The sequence below is a fragment of the Nocardioides endophyticus genome, assembly GCF_039543845.1.
Lineage (GTDB): Bacteria > Actinomycetota > Actinomycetes > Propionibacteriales > Nocardioidaceae > Nocardioides > Nocardioides endophyticus.
In genome coordinates this window covers 368,198-384,010 of record NZ_BAABKN010000014.1, presented here as the reverse complement: position 1 = coordinate 384,010, position 15,813 = coordinate 368,198, and the positions used below count along the sequence as shown (strand labels likewise).

General features: G+C 70.5%; 14 protein-coding genes. 7 read left to right on the top strand and 7 right to left on the bottom strand.

All coding sequences use genetic code 11. The features are described 5' to 3' along the window. Positions 1-54: 54 nt before the first annotated feature. The 7 genes from ABEA33_RS12120 to ABEA33_RS12090 all read left to right on the top strand — a co-directional run bounded on the left by ABEA33_RS12120 (position 55) and on the right by ABEA33_RS12090 (position 6,913). Positions 55-1,083: a hypothetical protein gene (locus ABEA33_RS12120; RefSeq protein WP_345527035.1), complete on the top strand. Its 1,029-nt coding sequence runs from the start codon at positions 55-57 to the stop codon at positions 1,081-1,083. A gap of 96 nt (positions 1,084-1,179) precedes the next feature. Then, on the top strand, positions 1,180-2,289 hold the full coding sequence (locus tag ABEA33_RS12115) for a FecCD family ABC transporter permease (RefSeq protein ID WP_345527034.1): 1,110 nt from the start codon (positions 1,180-1,182) through the stop codon (positions 2,287-2,289). A 10-nt stretch (positions 2,290-2,299) separates the two neighbouring features. Further along, positions 2,300-3,292 (top strand): ABC transporter substrate-binding protein, encoded by a 993-nt coding sequence (locus ABEA33_RS12110; RefSeq protein ID WP_345527033.1) that lies wholly within the window; start codon positions 2,300-2,302, stop codon positions 3,290-3,292. Next, a complete protein-coding gene (locus ABEA33_RS12105) occupies positions 3,289-4,080 on the top strand; it encodes an ABC transporter ATP-binding protein (RefSeq protein WP_345527032.1) in 792 nt (263 codons plus the stop codon). The genes ABEA33_RS12110 and ABEA33_RS12105 overlap by 4 nt, the downstream gene beginning before the upstream one ends. Beyond that, entirely contained in the window at positions 4,077-4,763 is a 687-nt protein-coding gene (locus tag ABEA33_RS12100; protein WP_345527031.1) for a class I SAM-dependent methyltransferase, read from the top strand. Before ABEA33_RS12105 ends, ABEA33_RS12100 begins: the two co-directional genes overlap by 4 nt. A gap of 12 nt (positions 4,764-4,775) precedes the next feature. Beyond that, positions 4,776-6,041 (top strand): geranylgeranyl reductase family protein, encoded by a 1,266-nt coding sequence (locus ABEA33_RS12095; RefSeq protein WP_345527030.1) that lies wholly within the window; start codon positions 4,776-4,778, stop codon positions 6,039-6,041. Beyond that, entirely contained in the window at positions 6,038-6,913 is an 876-nt protein-coding gene (locus tag ABEA33_RS12090; RefSeq protein WP_345527029.1) for an NUDIX domain-containing protein, read from the top strand. The genes ABEA33_RS12095 and ABEA33_RS12090 overlap by 4 nt, the downstream gene beginning before the upstream one ends. Here the strand turns inward: ABEA33_RS12090 and ABEA33_RS12085 are convergent. The 7 genes from ABEA33_RS12085 to ABEA33_RS12055 are packed head-to-tail and all read right to left on the bottom strand — an operon-like array spanning position 6,910 to position 15,648. Then, entirely contained in the window at positions 6,910-7,983 is a 1,074-nt protein-coding gene (locus tag ABEA33_RS12085) for a hypothetical protein (RefSeq protein ID WP_345527028.1), read from the bottom strand. The genes ABEA33_RS12090 and ABEA33_RS12085 overlap by 4 nt on opposite strands. After that, the gene (locus tag ABEA33_RS12080; RefSeq protein ID WP_345527027.1) at positions 7,980-9,437 is read right to left on the bottom strand and encodes a substrate-binding domain-containing protein; all 1,458 of its coding nucleotides are present in this window, start codon (positions 9,435-9,437) and stop codon (positions 7,980-7,982) included. Before ABEA33_RS12080 ends, ABEA33_RS12085 begins: the two co-directional genes overlap by 4 nt. Then, positions 9,437-10,591, bottom strand: a complete 1,155-nt coding sequence (locus tag ABEA33_RS12075; RefSeq protein WP_345527026.1) for a hypothetical protein — start codon at positions 10,589-10,591, stop codon at positions 9,437-9,439. The genes ABEA33_RS12080 and ABEA33_RS12075 overlap by 1 nt, the downstream gene beginning before the upstream one ends. Further along, entirely contained in the window at positions 10,588-11,583 is a 996-nt protein-coding gene (locus tag ABEA33_RS12070; RefSeq protein ID WP_345527025.1) for a hypothetical protein, read from the bottom strand. Before ABEA33_RS12070 ends, ABEA33_RS12075 begins: the two co-directional genes overlap by 4 nt. After that, positions 11,583-13,298 carry a hypothetical protein gene (locus ABEA33_RS12065; protein WP_345527024.1) on the bottom strand — a complete coding sequence of 572 codons (1,716 nt, stop codon included), beginning with the start codon at positions 13,296-13,298 and terminating at the stop codon, positions 11,583-11,585. Before ABEA33_RS12065 ends, ABEA33_RS12070 begins: the two co-directional genes overlap by 1 nt. Continuing rightward, complete coding sequence (locus ABEA33_RS12060; RefSeq protein WP_345527023.1) at positions 13,298-15,433, bottom strand: glycosyltransferase; 2,136 nt, start codon at positions 15,431-15,433, stop codon at positions 13,298-13,300. Before ABEA33_RS12060 ends, ABEA33_RS12065 begins: the two co-directional genes overlap by 1 nt. Beyond that, on the bottom strand, positions 15,430-15,648 hold the full coding sequence (locus tag ABEA33_RS12055) for a hypothetical protein (protein ID WP_345527022.1): 219 nt from the start codon (positions 15,646-15,648) through the stop codon (positions 15,430-15,432). The genes ABEA33_RS12060 and ABEA33_RS12055 overlap by 4 nt, the downstream gene beginning before the upstream one ends. Between the last annotated feature and the right edge of the window lie 165 nt (positions 15,649-15,813).

Sequence of the window (15,813 nt, the reverse complement as noted above, 5' to 3'; positions counted from 1 at the left end):
CCCATCGCCCCCTGGGCGGTGGGACCTCGGTCATTTCCGCGTTACGGTCGCCGCATGACTCGGGTCCTGCTTCCACTAGCCCTCGTGCTCACCCTGCTGGGTCTCGCGCCCCCCTCGTCCGCCGACGGCGTGCAGCGGGTCCCCGTGCCTCGCGAGGGTCGGGCGGTGGACACGTCCCACCCGGACCGGGTGATCGGGCGGGGTAGCCCAGCGAGCTGCACGTCGGCCGCGGTGGTCCGCGCGGTCGCGCGGGGCGGCGTCATCACGTTCGACTGCGGGCCGGACCCGGTGACGATCCGGATGGCGCAGACCGCGAAGGTCGTCAACGAGTCGCGGCGGGTGGTCATCGACGGCGGCGGCCTGGTGACGCTGGACGGCGGGGGAGTGCGCCGCATCCTCTACCAGGACACCTGCGACCCGAAGCAGGGCTGGACCACCTCTCACTGCGACGACCAGGCATCCCCGAGGCTCGTCGTCCAGCACCTCACGCTCGCCCATGGCAATGCGAGGAGCAAACGGTACGAGGGTGGTGGCGGCGGTGCGATGTTCGTTCGCGGCGGACGCCTCAAGATCGTCGACACCCGGTTCCTGGGCAACCGGTGCTACCGAACCGGGGCGGACCTCGGGGGCGCCGCGGTCCGCGTGCTCGACCAGCACCGGGACCGCCCGGTGTACGTCGTGGACAGCGAGTTCCGTGGCGGCCGGTGCAGCAATGGCGGCGCGCTCAGCAGCATCGGTGTCTCGTGGCGGGTCCTCAACAGCACCTTCGTCGGCAACCGCGCGACCGGTCGCGGCGCCAACCCACCGAACCCCGGCACGCCGGGCGGTGGCAGCGGCGGCGCGATCTACCTCGACGGCAATCTGTTCACGCTCGACCTCGGTGGCACCTTGCTGCGACGCAACGTCGCGAAGGAGGGCGGGGGAGCGGTGTTCTTCGTGAGCAACGACCGCCGCGGCACGATGCGGGTCCGGAGCTCGACCCTGGAGCGGAACCCGAGCCAGGGGTTCGAGACCCAGGGCCTCCCCGGGATCTTCTTCCTGGGCAAGGAGCGTCCTGTGGTGACCGACTCCGTGCTGCGCTGACGAGCAGTCGACCGACCCCGTCGTCGGTCGCCGAGAGGCTCTCGTCTACCTTGTTGCACATTGTTCGCAACAAGCTAGAACTGGCAGGAGGGCCGAGTGGCGCAGGCAGCTGTCGAGGTCATGCGCCGCGACCTGGAGCAGAACCCCGGTGACTCGCTCGGCCTCGGGCCGACGCGCCGTCGTACGACGGGGTGGCTGATCGGCCTCGTGCTGGCACTGCTCGGCACGGTCGTCGTCGGCCTCGGCGTCGGCGCGTTCGCGGTGCCGGCCGGGACGGTCGCCCAGATCATCGGCCATCACCTGCTCGGCTGGCCGGGCGAGCGCGCCTGGAGTGGGCCGGTCGACGCGATCATCTGGCAGGTCCGGATGCCGCGGGTGCTGCTCGGGATCCTGGTCGGTGCCGGCCTGGCCGTGTGCGGCGTCGCGCTCCAGGCGATGGTGCGCAACGTCCTCGCCGATCCCTACCTGCTGGGCGTCAACTCCGGAGCCTCGACGGGTGCCGCGGCGGCCATCCTCTTCGGGGTCGGCGTGGGGGCCTTCGAGTACACCCTGCAGGCCACGGCGTTCCTGGGCGCGCTCACCGCCTCCCTGCTCGTGTTCCTGGTTGCCCGCACCGCCGGTCGCGTCACGTCGGTGCGCTTGCTGCTCGCCGGCGTCGCGGTCGGCTACGCGCTCTATGCGACGACCAGCTTCCTGATCTTCGCCTCCGGTTCGGCCGAGGGCGCACGGTCGGTGCTGTTCTGGCTTCTCGGCTCGCTCGGTCTCGCCCAGTGGAACCTGCCCCTCGCGATCACGGCACTCGTCGTGATCGGTTCGGCAGCGGTCCTCACCTGCTGGGGTCGCCACCTGGACGTGCTGGCGATCGGCGACGAGACGGCCCACACCCTGGGTGTCTGCCCGGAGCGGCTGCGCCTGCGGCTGCTCGTCGTCGTCGCCCTCTGCGTCGGGGTGGTCGTGTCGGCAGCGGGCAGCATCGGCTTCGTCGGGCTCGTGGTGCCGCACCTCGCCCGTCGAGCGGTCGGTGCGACCCATGCCCGCGTCGTCCCGGTTGCGGCCCTGATGGGAGCGATCCTCCTGGTCTGGGCCGACATCCTGGCGCGGACGCTCTTCCAACCCCAGGAGATCCCGATCGGGATCATCACCTCCCTCGTCGGAGCGCCGTTCCTGCTCGTGCTCATCCGTCGGCTGCATGCCACCACCGCCTGAAGGAGCCCCTGTGCCCGTCACTCCCCGATTGGTCCTCGCCTGCGCGCTGCTCGCCGGAGGACTCTCCGCCTGCGGCAGTGAGGCCGACGAGGACAAGCCGACCTCCGCGACGTCCGGGTCGTTCCCCATCACCGTCGAGAACTGCGGCACCGTTGTCACCTTCGAGTCAGCGCCCGAACGGATCGTGCTGCTCAAGAGTGCGGCGGTGCCCTACCTCCACGAGCTGGGAGTGATGGACCGGGTCACCGCACGGGCCGGCCAGTACCCAGCGGAGTACTACGACGACGAGACCCTCGCCGAGCTCGACGACATCGAGCTGCTCACCGACGAGACCGGCGCCAGCGGCCACCTGCAGATCTCCAAGGAGGTCGTGATCAGCCAGGAGCCCGACCTGGTCCTGGGGCAAGTCGACAACCTGTCGCGCGAGACCCTGGCCGCGGTCGACATCCCGCTGCTCGAGGAGCCCGCGATGTGCGAGGAGGGGATCGACGATCCCGGCTTCGACGACGTCTACACGCAGCTGGAGGCGTACGGCCGCGTCTTCGGCCGAGAGGCAGAGGCGTCGGCGGCGGTCGCCGAGCTGAAGGATCGTACGGCCGAGGTCCAGGCCGGGGTGGGTCAGGCATCAGGGCGGACGGCGGCCGTGCTCTACCCGACGGTCGGCGGCGGCACGACGTACGCCTACGGGGCCAAGAGCATGGCCGATCCGCAGCTGCGCACGGCCGGGTTCGAGAACGCCTTCGGCGACGTCGACGACCGGGTCTTCGAGGTGACCCTCGAGGAGCTGCTCGGGCGGGACCCCGACGTCCTGATCCTCCTGTACGGCGACGGTGACCCGGCCGAGGTCGAGAAGGCGGTCACTGACCTGCCCGGCGCCGAGGAGCTGACGGCCGTCCGCAACGGTGACCTCATGACGCAGCTGTTCAACTTCACCGAGCCGCCGACCCCGCTGTCGATCGACGGCGTCGAGCGGATCGTCGAACGGTTCGGATCGGGCGAGTGATCGAGGCCGAGGACCTGTCCTGGTCCTACGGTACGGAGCCGGTGCTCCAGGCGGTGGGGCTGGCCGCCGTGCCGGGACGGGTGCTGGGCCTGATCGGTCCGAACGGAAGCGGCAAGACCACGCTGCTGCGGCTCCTGTACGGCGCACTCGCGGGGCCGATCGGCACGGTCACCATCGACGGCGTGCCGCTCTCGGACCTCCGGCCTCGCGACGCGGCACGCCGGTTGGCGGTGGTGGTCCAGGAGACGGGGGCCGAGAGCTCGCTGACGGTGGCGGAGATGGTGCTGCTGGGGAGGGCGCCGCACCTGTCGGCCTTCCAACGCGCCGGAGCGGTGGACCACGCGATCGCGAGCCAGGCGCTGCGCCGAGTCGGCGCGGAACAGCTGGCCGCGCGGGCCTACACAGGAATCTCCGGTGGCGAGCGGCAGCGGGTACTGATCGCCCGCGCGCTCACCCAGCAAGCGAGCCACCTGCTGCTCGACGAGCCGACCAACCACCTCGACATCCGCTACCAGCACGAGGTCCTGGGGTTGGTCGCTGACCTCGCTGCCGACCTCGGGACGACGGCGGTCGTGGTGCTCCACGACCTCAACCTGGCGGCGCGCTACTGCGATGATCTGGTCCTCCTCGGTCGCCGGGAGGTCGCCGCCGTCGGCCGCGTCGACGACGTGCTCAGGCCGGAGACCCTCGAGCCCGTCTACGGCATCGGCGTGCAACGCGTCGAGATGGCCGGCCAGCTCCACCTGCTCTTCCGCCCCTTCGAGACAGCCCGCGAGGAGATCGCATGAGCCACCTGCAGGACAGCATCAACGAGTACTGGACCGACCGCGCCCCGGCGTACGACGACTACCAGCAGCGCCCCGAGCGCAGGGCGGACGACATCGGCGCGTGGGCGCGGATCTGGGCAGCGGCGCTGCCGTCGGCGCCGGCCGACGTCTTGGACGTGGGGACCGGCAGCGGCCACGTGGCCTTCGTGCTCGCCGGTCTGGGGCACCGGGTCACCGGGATCGACTTGTCAGAGGGCATGATCGCGCGAGCGCGCGAGCACGCGGTGCTCCTGGCCGAGCCGCCGGCGATCCGCGTCGGCGACGCGGTCGCACCCGACTTCGCCGACCGCTCGTTCGACGCCGTGGTCGGCCGCTACGTCATGTGGACGCTGCGCGACCCGGCGGCTGCCGTGCCCAACTGGGTGCGGCTGCTTCGGCCAGGCGGCGTCGTCGCCATGGTCGACAGCACCTGGTTCGCCGACGGCCTGGGCAACCTGTACGGCGACCGGCCGGATGCGACGCTGCCGCTGGCCGATGCCCGGTCGATCGACGAGACCGCGTCGGTGCTCGAGCAAGGTGGGCTCGTCGACGTCCGCGTCACCCCGTTGGAGTCGATCCTCGAGCTGGACCGACAGCACGGCGTCGCGCCCGGACACGACGTGCAGCTGCAGTACCTCGTGACGGGTCGGGCGCCCCAGGTCTGAGACAATCGGCCGGTGAACACCCCTGCGCAGACCGACGTCCTGGTCGTGGGCGCCGGCCCCGCGGGGTCGGCGGCCGCCGCCTGGGCGGCGCGCTCCGGCGCCGAGGTCGTGCTCGCCGACGCCGCGGTCTTCCCGCGGGACAAGACCTGTGGCGACGGGCTCACCCCGCGCGCGATCGGTGAGCTGCAGCGCCTGGGCCTCGAGGACTGGTTGCGTGCCCACACCGTCAACCAGGGCCTCCGCGCCCACGGGTTCGGCCAGACCCTGCTGCTGCCCTGGCCCGGCGGGAGCCTGCCCGACTGGGGCTCGGCCGTGGCGCGCACCGAGCTCGACGACCACCTCCGCACGACGGCCATCAAGTCCGGCGCGACGGCCGTCGACGGACACCGCGCCGTCGACGTCAGGCTTGAGGGCGATCGCGTCGCGGCGGTCGTCTTCCGCACCGACGCCGGCCCGGTCGAGATCGCCTGCCGCCGGCTGATCGTGGCCGACGGCGTACGGTCTCCGCTCGGCAAGGTGCTCGGCCGCGAGTGGCACCGCGAGACCGTGTACGGCGTCGCCGGCCGGTCGTACGTCGTCTCCGGGATGTCCGACGACCCGTGGATCAGCTCCCACCTCGAGCTCCGCGGCCCTGCGACGGGCTCAGGAACCAAGGGGTCCATCCTGTCGGGCTACGGCTGGATCTTCCCGCTGGGCACCGGCGAGGTGAACCTCGGCGTCGGCACCCTGGCCACCGCCAAGCGACCCGCTGACCTCGCGATCAAGCCGTTGATGGCGCACTACGCGAGCGAGCTGCGAGACGAGTTCCAGCTCGGCGACGAGCTGCGGATGCCGACCTCCGCACTGCTGCCGATGGGCGGTGCCGTCTCGAACGTCGCCGGTCGCAACTGGGCGCTGATCGGCGACGCCGCCGCCTGCGTGAACCCGCTCAACGGCGAGGGCATCGACTACGGCCTCGAGACCGGACGGCTGGTCGCCGAGATGATGGGTGAGCGCCCCGGCGACGACCTGGACCTCACACAGGCCTGGCCGGCCCTGCTGCGCGAGCACTACGGCGAGTCGTTCTCGATCGCCCGCCGGCTCGCCGGACTGGTCACCGTGCCGCGGCTGCTGCCGGCCCTGGGACCGGTCGGCATGCGCTCCGACTGGCTGATGACGCTGGCCCTGCGTTGGATGGGCAACCTCGTCACCGACGAGGACCGCGACCGTGCGGCCAGGGTCTGGCGCTGGGCCGGCCGACGCTCGATCGCCCGCGACCACCGACCGCCCTTCGTATGAGCGGGTTGCCGAAGCGTCAGCGCGTCGCGGCGTACGCCGTCATCCTCCGCGACGGCGCCATGCTGCTCAGTCGCCTGGCGCCGACCGTCACGCCCGACGAGCTGTGGACCCTGCCCGGTGGTGGCCTCGACCACGGCGAGGACCCCCGGGACGCGGTGATCCGCGAGATCCGCGAGGAGACCGGGCTCGACGCCGTGGTCGGTGAGACCGCGCGGGTCTACTCGGCCCACCTGCCTGGAGTGTGGCGCGACGGTCGTCGGGTCGACGCCCATGCGCTGCGCATCGTCTACGAAGGCTGGGTCTCGCCCGACGCCCCGGCTCCGCAGGTCCTCGAGGTGGGCGGCTCGACGATGGCCGCCGCCTGGCAACCGGTCGAGGCCGTGCTCGACGGCACCGTGCCGGCGGCGCCGATGGTGCTCGAGGCGCTGGCCGACCACCGGCCGTTCCGGCACCAGCGGCTCGGCGCGTATGCGTTGGTGCGTCGAGGCGATGCGGTGCTGCTGACCCGCATCTCCGAGCGCGGTTTCCACACCGGCTCCTGGACGCTGCCGGGTGGCGGCGTCGGCCACGGCGAGTCTCCGCGCAGCGCGGTGCTCCGTGAGCTGCGGGAGGAGTGCGGGGTCGACGGGACGATCGGCGAGCTGGTCGCGGTCCACGACGACCACTTCAGCGGTACGGCGCCCTCGGGCCGCTACGAGGACTTCCACGCGGTCGCGCTGGCCTTCGGGGTCAGCATCGATGACGCCGTGGAGCCCGCGCTCGCGGAGGTCGGCGGCACCACCGACGCCGTCGCGTGGGTGCCCGTCGCCGAGATCGAGTCCGGCGAGCGGCCGGTGCTCGACCTGGTGCGCGAGGCGCTCAGGCGGCCCTAGCGCAGCGGGGCTGCCGCGATCTCACACACGTTGACGGCCGGGTTCTGGTCGTTGTTCACGACGAAGTAGGAGCTCAGCACGTAGGCCTGCTTGACACCGTTGACCGACACCCAGAGCCGCATCATGCCGTTGCGGGGGAGGTCGATCGGACCGAGGAGGCCGGTGACGGGGTCGTACTCGAGGTCGTCGATGTGCTCGACCTGGTCGTCGACGTCGCCCTCGCCCTGGATGTACTCGTAGTCGATGAACGACCTTGCGGCGTTGACCCCGGTCGGCCGGAACGCCACCGTCTGGTCGTACGCGTTGCTGCCGGGCTCGCACGTCACGATCGCGTCGCCGATGCCCGGGATCGCCGTGGTGCTCGAGGTCTGCCGCGCGCCTTCTGTGCTGCCGTGCCAGCTGAGCCCGAACTGGCGCGCGGAGTCGGTGTGCAGCGTCAACGCCATGTTGCAGTACTGGTGACCCGGGTGGTCGAACCGCTCCCACCACCAAGTGAGCTTGAACGACGTCGCCGGCGTCGCCAGTGCGCCCTGCCCGTCCCGGTTGCGGCCCGGGCGCTGGCTGATCACGCCGTACGCGTTGCCGGACTGGAAGTCCTCGATGCGGGGCTTCTGGTTCAGACCCTCGTGGGCGCGCGGGCCGGTGCCGCCCCGGCCGTTGTCGGCCGCGGTGGCGTAGGTGTAGACGCGGACGTTCTTGACCGCGACGACGTCACGGCTGCCTTTGTCCTCGAACTTGGCCATCCACATCTGGGTCTCGGGGGTGCGGCTGTTGGGCCGGATCCGGACCTCGGTGCTGTTGGGCCGGCAGACCAGGCCGACGGTGCCGATGCCTGGCACGTTCGCGGTCTTCTGGTAGACGCGGCGCTTCCGCTCGCCCTTCCAGCTGACCACGATCCGCTTGTCCTTGCGGACCGTCTTCTGAGCCGTTGTCTGAGCCGTCTTCTGGGCAGCCGCGCGAGCCGTCGCGCCATCGCCATACGACGGCACGGCGCCGACCCCGGCCACCAGGCTCACGAGGAGCAGCAGGCTGGTACCGATGCCGGCGAGGCGGCGAGACGGTGCGGTCATCGTGCCGGTGCGCCCGGTTCGGTCGCGTCGCGGTCGGCGTCAGCCTTGGGCTTGTCCTCGGGAGGAATCACCAGCGTCGGCTGACTGGTCCCGTCGAGCCACGCGAGCTCTTGGCGCAGCGTGTCGTCGGTCAGGCCGATCATGGACGCCTCGGTGGCCGCGTCCTGCGCGGACATGAGGTAGTCCTTGAGGAAGCCGGTGACCTCGTCGCGCTCCAGCGAGCGCGTCGTGGTCGTGAGCAGGACCTGCGTCGACAGCGGGTAGATGCCGCTGGCGATCGTGGTCTGGCTGGGGAAGACACAGTTGCGGTGACCGTCGGGCAGGGTGATCTCGAAGGGCCGCAGCTCCTCCTCGAACAGCTCGTAGTTGCCGAAGCGCGCGTAGATCACGTGCCCGTTGCTGCGCTCGATCGTGCGGCGGGCGTCGGCGGCTGTCTCGGCCAGGCGCTTGGCGCGCTCGAACCTCGCGCGGGCGGTGACGACGGCGCCGCGCGCCTTGTCCACCGCGACCCGGGCCGCCACCACCCGAGCCTCGTCCTTGGCCTGGTCGGCCGCGCTGCGCTTGTCCCGGATGCCCTTCGCGCGCTCCGCCTTCGCGGTCTGCAGCTCGTTGGCAGCGTCGGCGAGCACCTGGCGGGCCGTCACCAGCTCCGACTTGCGCAGTCCGAGTTGGCGGGCCCGGTCGGGGTAGGTCTGGGCGACCTTCGCCTTGCGGGTGCCGCCGTTGAGGAACTTCCGGGCCTGGTCGAACCGGTCGTAGCTGAAGTAGTCGGACCTGAGGTCGGTCTGGCTGGGGCCCTGCGATCCCAGCACGGTCTTGCCGAACTCGTCGAAGCCGACCTGGAAGCTGCCCACCGACGGACCGCCGACCGCCATGGGGACGTCATCGAGGCCGAGCTGGCTCCAGTCGGTGATCGGCGACCCGGCCCGCCAGACCTCCTTCACCTGGTCGGTGCTCAGACAGTCGCCGCCCACGTCGGACTCGGACTTGATCGCGATGACGATGCCGTCGGACGCGATCTGGAACTGCACGACGTCGAGCCCGACGGCCTGGCAGGCCTCCCACTCGCTGCGCGTGATGGAGCGCTCCGAGTTGACCAGGTCGATCTTGCCGGAGCACAGCTCTTGGAAAGCCTGGTCCTGGGTGTTGTCGCCCACCTTGATCGTCGTCGAGGCGCCGGTCGCCGTGTAGCGCTCGACCCCTTCGCGGGTGAGCGTGAAGGTCGTCGTACCGTCGATGGCAAGCTGGCCCGACGGCCGCACGGGGAGCGCCTTGTTGGCCTTGGTGACCGCGGTCTGCGCGGCCTGCTGGGCCGCGTAGTCCTGGGCCTGGGCGTCGGCGACGAGGTCGCTCGCGTCGGGGTCCTCGTTCTGGGAGCACGCCGACATCAGTAGTGCGCCGGACAGCGCCAAGGCGACCAGCGCCGGGCGCGCGGTCCTGCGGTGGATGGCCATCAGTTGTCCTTCGTGCTGGCCGAGGCCGACGGTGAGGGGCTGGACGACGCGCTGGGCGGCGCGCTGCTTCCCGGAGTGAACCGGTGCTTCCCGCCCAGCTCCACGACCTCGAAGTCATCGAGGTGCAGACCGGCGAGCTCGTTGCCGGCGATCATGTCGGAGGTGACGTCGCGCTGGGCGTAGAGCGTCGGGACGGCGGCGCGGTCCACCACGATGGCGCCGTAGGTGCGCAGCGCGGCCACGATCGCGTCGGACATCCGCTGCTGCTGAGGCGTCATCCGGATCGGCTTGCCGGTCTTGGGATCAGTCGGGCGGGCCACGTTGACGTTGGCCTTGAGCCGGATCCTGGCGCCCTCGGGGAGCGAGTTCACCCGGCCGTTGCCGTCGGTCGACGACGCCGGCTCGACGAAGACGCTCTGGGCGGGGCCCGGCACGCTGATCGCGAGCGCGTGGTTGATCAGCCCGGCCTCGAGCTCCTTCGGCCGGATCAGGCCGGCAAAGAGGGGCAGGCCGGAGCCTCGGGCGCTCACGGACTGCGGCGGCTGGAAGCCGGGACCGTCGAGGTCCCACTGCCGCATGAAGTTGTAGGAGATCGTGTCGTCGTCCTCGCGGCGCGCGCGCCACAGGTCGTAGGCGATCGGCTTGCTGACGTCGAACACCGTGAACCACCCGTCGTAGCGGGGGTCGGGGTCGACGTCGGACGGGATGCTGAGGGTCGTGGTGTCCGCACCGTCGCCACAGACGATCTGGCGGCACACCAGCTTGGTGGGCTGGCCACCGGCGACGACCGCGGTCGTCCACCGCTCGGTGTTGATGTAGACGCCGTCGTTGACGATGCGCCGCTGCGTCACGAGCTCCTCGGTGCCGTTGCGCTGCACCACGCCGACCCGCTCGCGCGCCAGGCCGATCATCTGCGCGGACCGGTCATCGACACCGGCGCCGTCGATGCGGGTGTTCCACGGTGAGTCGGCCGCGAAGAACCGGCGCTCCGGCACGGCTACGCCCTCGACCGAGGACTCGTCAGGGTTGACGACGACCTCGAGATCGGACTTCTTGGACGCGGGGTCGTCGTCGCCGCCGCAACCGGCCAGCGTGAGGGCGCCGATCGTGACGAGGACGAGGGCGGCACGGGTCCCGCGACGTCGCGTGGTCATGCCTGGTCTCCCTGGCTCGCGTGCGAGTGCATCGGAGTCAGGGTCGACTCGATGGACTCGGCGAAGCGCGACACGGCGTCGCTGATCTCGGTCAGCTGGCGGGCGTCGCGGCTGCTCGGAGCACCGAGGCCCGCCTCGGAGCGCGCTGCACTGATGATTGCGTGGGCCTCACGGCGCGCGGTGATCCTGATCAGCTCGGCGTCGAGCTCTGCCTGGGCGGTGAGCAGCTCGGCGCGCCGGGCGGCCTCTGCCTCGAGTGCTGCCAGGTGCTGCAGGGTGGCGTTCTCCGCGTCGCGGAGCCGCTCGATCGCGGCGTCGGCGATCTCCTGCACGGTGTCACCGAAGTCCGCCGAGGCCTCGACGACCGGTGCCGGCACCGACTCCACCGGAATCCGCAGCGTGGCCGCGGTGTCGGCGACGACGCGCGTGGCCGGGACCTGGTGGCCGGAGAACTCGTCGTCGTAGGCGGCGCTGGCAGACACGGCATCTCCAGACAGGTTGGCGATCGGCAGGATCGCGGGAATGACGGGCTCGACGGCCGGCCCGGCGGCCGCTTCCACGACCGGCTCGACGACCGGCTGGGCGGATTGGGGCGACCGCGCCGGCTTCCGCTTGGTGTCGGGTGCTGGCTTCGCCTTCGATGCGGGCTTGGCCGCCTTCGCCGCCGGTTTGGGCCGGCTCCGGGGAGCGGGCTTGGTCTTGGGAGCGGGATCCGGCTCGACGAGGGCCTCGACCTCAGGGTCGACGACAGCCTCCGCCACCTCCGGCGCCGCGGCGACGGGCCGCCGGCGCGGAGGCACCGAGGTCACGGTCGCCATGCCGGCGCCGGCGCCGGCGTCGGCCGACGCCGGCGCGGGGGTGGGGTGCGCGTCGTCGCTCGTGGGAACGAGCCGGTTCGCGAAGTCGACCTGGCCCAGGCGGGCCTCCGCGCCGAGGGCCAGCAGGTCTTCGACCGACGGCGGTGGTTGGATCGGGTTCGCCTTCTGGTCCATCACTGGCCGGCCCCATCTGCGCTGGCGGCCTGTCCCGCGGTGTCGTCGGGGTCGAAGTTCGCCGGCACCCCGAGCAGGACGTAGCGGTCGGTCCGGTAGATCACCAGAAGGCGCCCGTCGGACCCGGCGGCAGCGTCGGGGTACATCTGGTTGAGCAGGTCGTCGCCGTCGGTGCTCATCAGCATGTAGTTGACGTACCGGCCCGGGTCGCGCGCGATGTCCTTCCAGGGGCCGTCGCTCTTGTCGACGCGGTCGACGAACAGGTCGGGCTTGCCGGTCAGCAGCATCACGGCGTACGTCTTCGAGTTGTCGGTGAGGATCGTGTTGCGGCCGGTGATGTTGGCGGTGATGTAGTCGGCCGTCGCCTGCTCGTCCCTGGTGCCCACGGTGGCTCCGCTGAGCGTCTGCGCGCCCTCCTGCGACTCACGGGTCGACACGGCGGCGGCGAAGTTGGACTCGAGGTTCTGGTAGCGGTAGGTCTTCATGGCCTGGAAGGTCCACGGGATGCTCGCCACCAGCAGCACGATCAGCGCGACGCTGACGATCATGTTGTTGGTGTCCGCCGACCGGGCGGCCCAGATGGCGCCGACGACCGACAGGAGCAGGATCGGGAGCGCGTTGCGCATCTGCATGGGAGCGTCGGTCAGGCCGAGCGCGACCGACAGGGCCGGCGAGACGATGGCCGCGCCGAGCAGCACCCCCAGCCAGAGAGCCATCGGGTTGCTGCGCGCGATCCCCATGAAGATCAGGACGGGTAGCACCACGATCGCGATCGGTGCACCGTAGATCACCAGGTCGACCGTGTCCTGGAACAGCTCCACGCCGGTGGAGCCCCCGGGGTCGATGCCGCCCGCTTCGCTGGCGGCGGTGATCCAGTAGAACGGCTTGGAGAGCAGGAGCAGATTGAAGACGGTCCAGATCGCGATGACGTATGCCGTGGGCACGGTGAAGCCGATGGTCGTGCCCTCGACCTCGCTGCCGTCGGCGCCGAGCTTGGCCAGGATGGCGCCGATCATCACCGCGGTGAGCACGAACCAGAGCAGGCTGGCGTAGCCCGAGAGAGCGGCGACTGAGAAGGCCAGGCCGGCGAGCATCACGTAGCGGACGTCGGCGGTGACGTACCAGGCGACCAGCGCGCCCATGGCGACCACGACGAACGCGAGCCAGATGAACTGGCGCGCGCCACCGGCGGCGTACAGCAGGAAGAGCGGGTTGAGGCCGAGGGCGATCAGGACGGCGTACCGCAGCGGGCCGACCATCTGGGCACGACGCATCATGGTGTTCAGGGACATCATCGTCAGGCCGGCGAACGCGGCCGAGGCGATGGGGACCGCGATTAACGAGGACGTGACGGCCGGGAAGATCGCCAGCGGCGAGATGAGAAGCGTCGCCAGCGGCGGGTAGTCGAACCCGAGCGCGGAGAGCTTCGCCGGGTCGTTGTGCCAGATCATCAGCGCGCGGTTGAGCCGGTCGAGGGTCTCGAAGCCGACCACGTGCATCTTGACGACCAGCCAGTAGCCGAACCAGATGTAGAAGCCGGTGAACGCGGCGAACACGGCGAGGTTCTCCCACGGACGGCGTGTGATGTCGCCCGCTCGTCCGTGGACCCACTGGACGAGCGACTCCTTGCGCTCCTGCGACTCGCGGATGTGGCTGGCCGCGGCGTCCTCGATGACGACGGAGGTCGGGGCGGCGGGCTCGTGGGTGGTGGTCATCACTCGTGCTCCCCGCCGTCGAGACCGTGCTCGGTCTTCTCCCAGTAGAACGGGTTGGTGAAGAGCTGGATGGCGCCCTTCCAGGCGGCCCAGCTCATCAGTCCCCAGTACAGCGGCGACAGCAGCGCCGTCCGGGTGATGCCGAACTCGCCGCGCTGCAGGCTGCCGGCGACGTTGAGGTAGACGAACGTGAAGTTGCCGACGAAGAGCAAGGTGCTCGCGGCGTAGAAGACGAAGCCGGGGAACATCTGCTGGATGAACCCGGCCTGGGTGAGGACGTAGAGCGTGGACAGGCCCCAGAAGATGGGATTCATCAGGAGCACGAACGCGCTGCCCATCGTCAGGTTGAAGCTGATGAACCCACGGGGACCGGTCTCCCGCAGCAGTCGGCCGGGGCTGCGCATGTGCACGAGCCAGGTCTGCAGGTAGCCCTTGATCCAGCGGCTGCGCTGACGGATCCAGTTCGGGACGTTGGAGTTGGCCTCCTCGAGCGTGGTCGAGTCGATCATCGCGGTCCGATAGCCCTGGCGGTGCAGGCGGATGCCCAGGTCGGCGTCCTCCGTCACGTTGAAGGGGTCCCAGGCACCGAGCTCGCGCAGCACCGAGGTGATGAAGTGGTTCGAGGTCCCGCCGAGCGGGATCGGCGCCCCGGCCGACCCCATCGCCGGCAGCACCAGCTCGAAGTGCATCGAGTACTCGTTGGCGAACCACGCCGTCAGCAGGTTCTGGTTCTGGTTGAAGTGGTTCAGCTTGGCCTGGACGCAGGCGACGTTCGGGGCGACGTGCTGGAAGGCGAGGTACGCCTTCTTCAGCTCGTCCGGGTCGGGCCGGTCCTCGGCGTCGAAGATGACGCAGAAGGTGCCGGTCGCGAGCTGGAGACCGTAGTTGCAGGCCTTCGGCTTGGTCTTCGGCTGGCTGTCCGGCACGACGACGAGGTGGAAGTGCGGCGGGAGGTTGAGCGACTTGATCATGTCGATCGTCTCGGTGTCGTCCTCCTCGCACAGGAGCTTCACGTCGAGGCGGGTCCGCGGCCAGTCCAGCTCGTTGATGCCGCGCACCAGGCGGCGGACGATGCCGGCCTCCTTGTAGAGCGGCACCAGGATCGTGTACATCGGGAGGGTCCGCTCGTCGAGCGCGAGGACCTGCTCGTCGGTGACCTCGGTCTCGAGGTGCGCGCCGAGCGCCCGGAAGGTGAGCTGGAGCTTGTAGCAGGACACCAGCAGGTAGATCAGCGACGCCAGTGCGACCAGGCCGACGAGCGTGCCCATCGGCCAGACGATGCCGCACAGCAGCAGCGCGATGCCCAGGCAGACGGCGGACGCCTTCTGACCGCCGGTGAAGACGATGTGAGCCGAGGCCTCGGGCTGGGACTCCATCAGCGAGACCGTCGAGATCTCGGCGTAGTGCTCGCTGTGCACCTTCTGGATCAGCTGGTCGAGCTCGGTGCGGTTCGCGAGGAGCTGGCGGAACGGCGAGCCGAGCGCCTCCTCGACGTCCAGCACCTGCTCGGCGTCGAGCGGACGGGCCGCGGCGAGCAGGACGAGGTCTTCGGTCGCGGCCACCGGGATCGCCTGGAGACGCAGGGCGAGGCGTTCGGGCAGTCGCCGGGCGACCTCCAGGTCGGGAGTGAAGTCGGCGAGGCCGACGCGCTGCATCTGGTACATCTCGGAGAGCGCCGCGACCAGGACGTCCTCGGTGATCGCCTCGTGGGCGACCAGGATGTCGCCCAGAGGGTCGCCGGTCCGGGAGTACTCGATCATCGCGATCTGGAGCTGCTCGTTGGTGACGAGGCCGCTGTTGGTGAGCATCCGCGCGAGCTGGACCCGCGACCGGCGCTCGTCCGCGGTCTCGACCTGGCCCTCGGAAGGCGGGTAGACCTCGTCGATGGCCTCGCTGATCTCGTTGCCGGTGTGGCGGACCAGCTGGACCTGGCGGTCGATGCGCTCCTCGACCACCTGGCGGGTGATCGGGTCGTCGACCTCGGCGGCCGCGACGAGTACGACGCCATCGGCGACGGCGTACGGCATCACCCGGAAGGTGCGGCAGATGCCCTCGGGCAGCAGGCGTCCGAGGTCGCCGGTGACGCCGTCGGTCAGCCGGGCACGCACCTGGGGGGCGGTGGTGGTGGTCGTCATGAGGCACCTGCTCCGAATCCGGAGGGGGACGTAGCGGCCGGGGAACCCGGTGCGCTGGGGGCATTGGTGGGCTTGCTGCCGCGTGAGCGCATGACGATGTAGACCAGGTACCCGGCGGCCAGGGCCAGCAACGGCGCGATGAGGAACGGGATGAAGACGACGAAGAACAGGATCAGCGTGACGAAGACACGCAGGATCGCTGCTCCTACTGACATGCGCTGTGGTCGCGCCGAACCGGCGTGCACGGCCATGATCGATTTCCCCCTGTAGTTCCCGGCGTGATCCGAGAAAGGTCCCCCAAGCTCGAAAGGAGGCTATCGGGGCGCGATCGTCGGGGGGTCAACATCCGATCCACAATGGGGTAACAACACAGAACGACC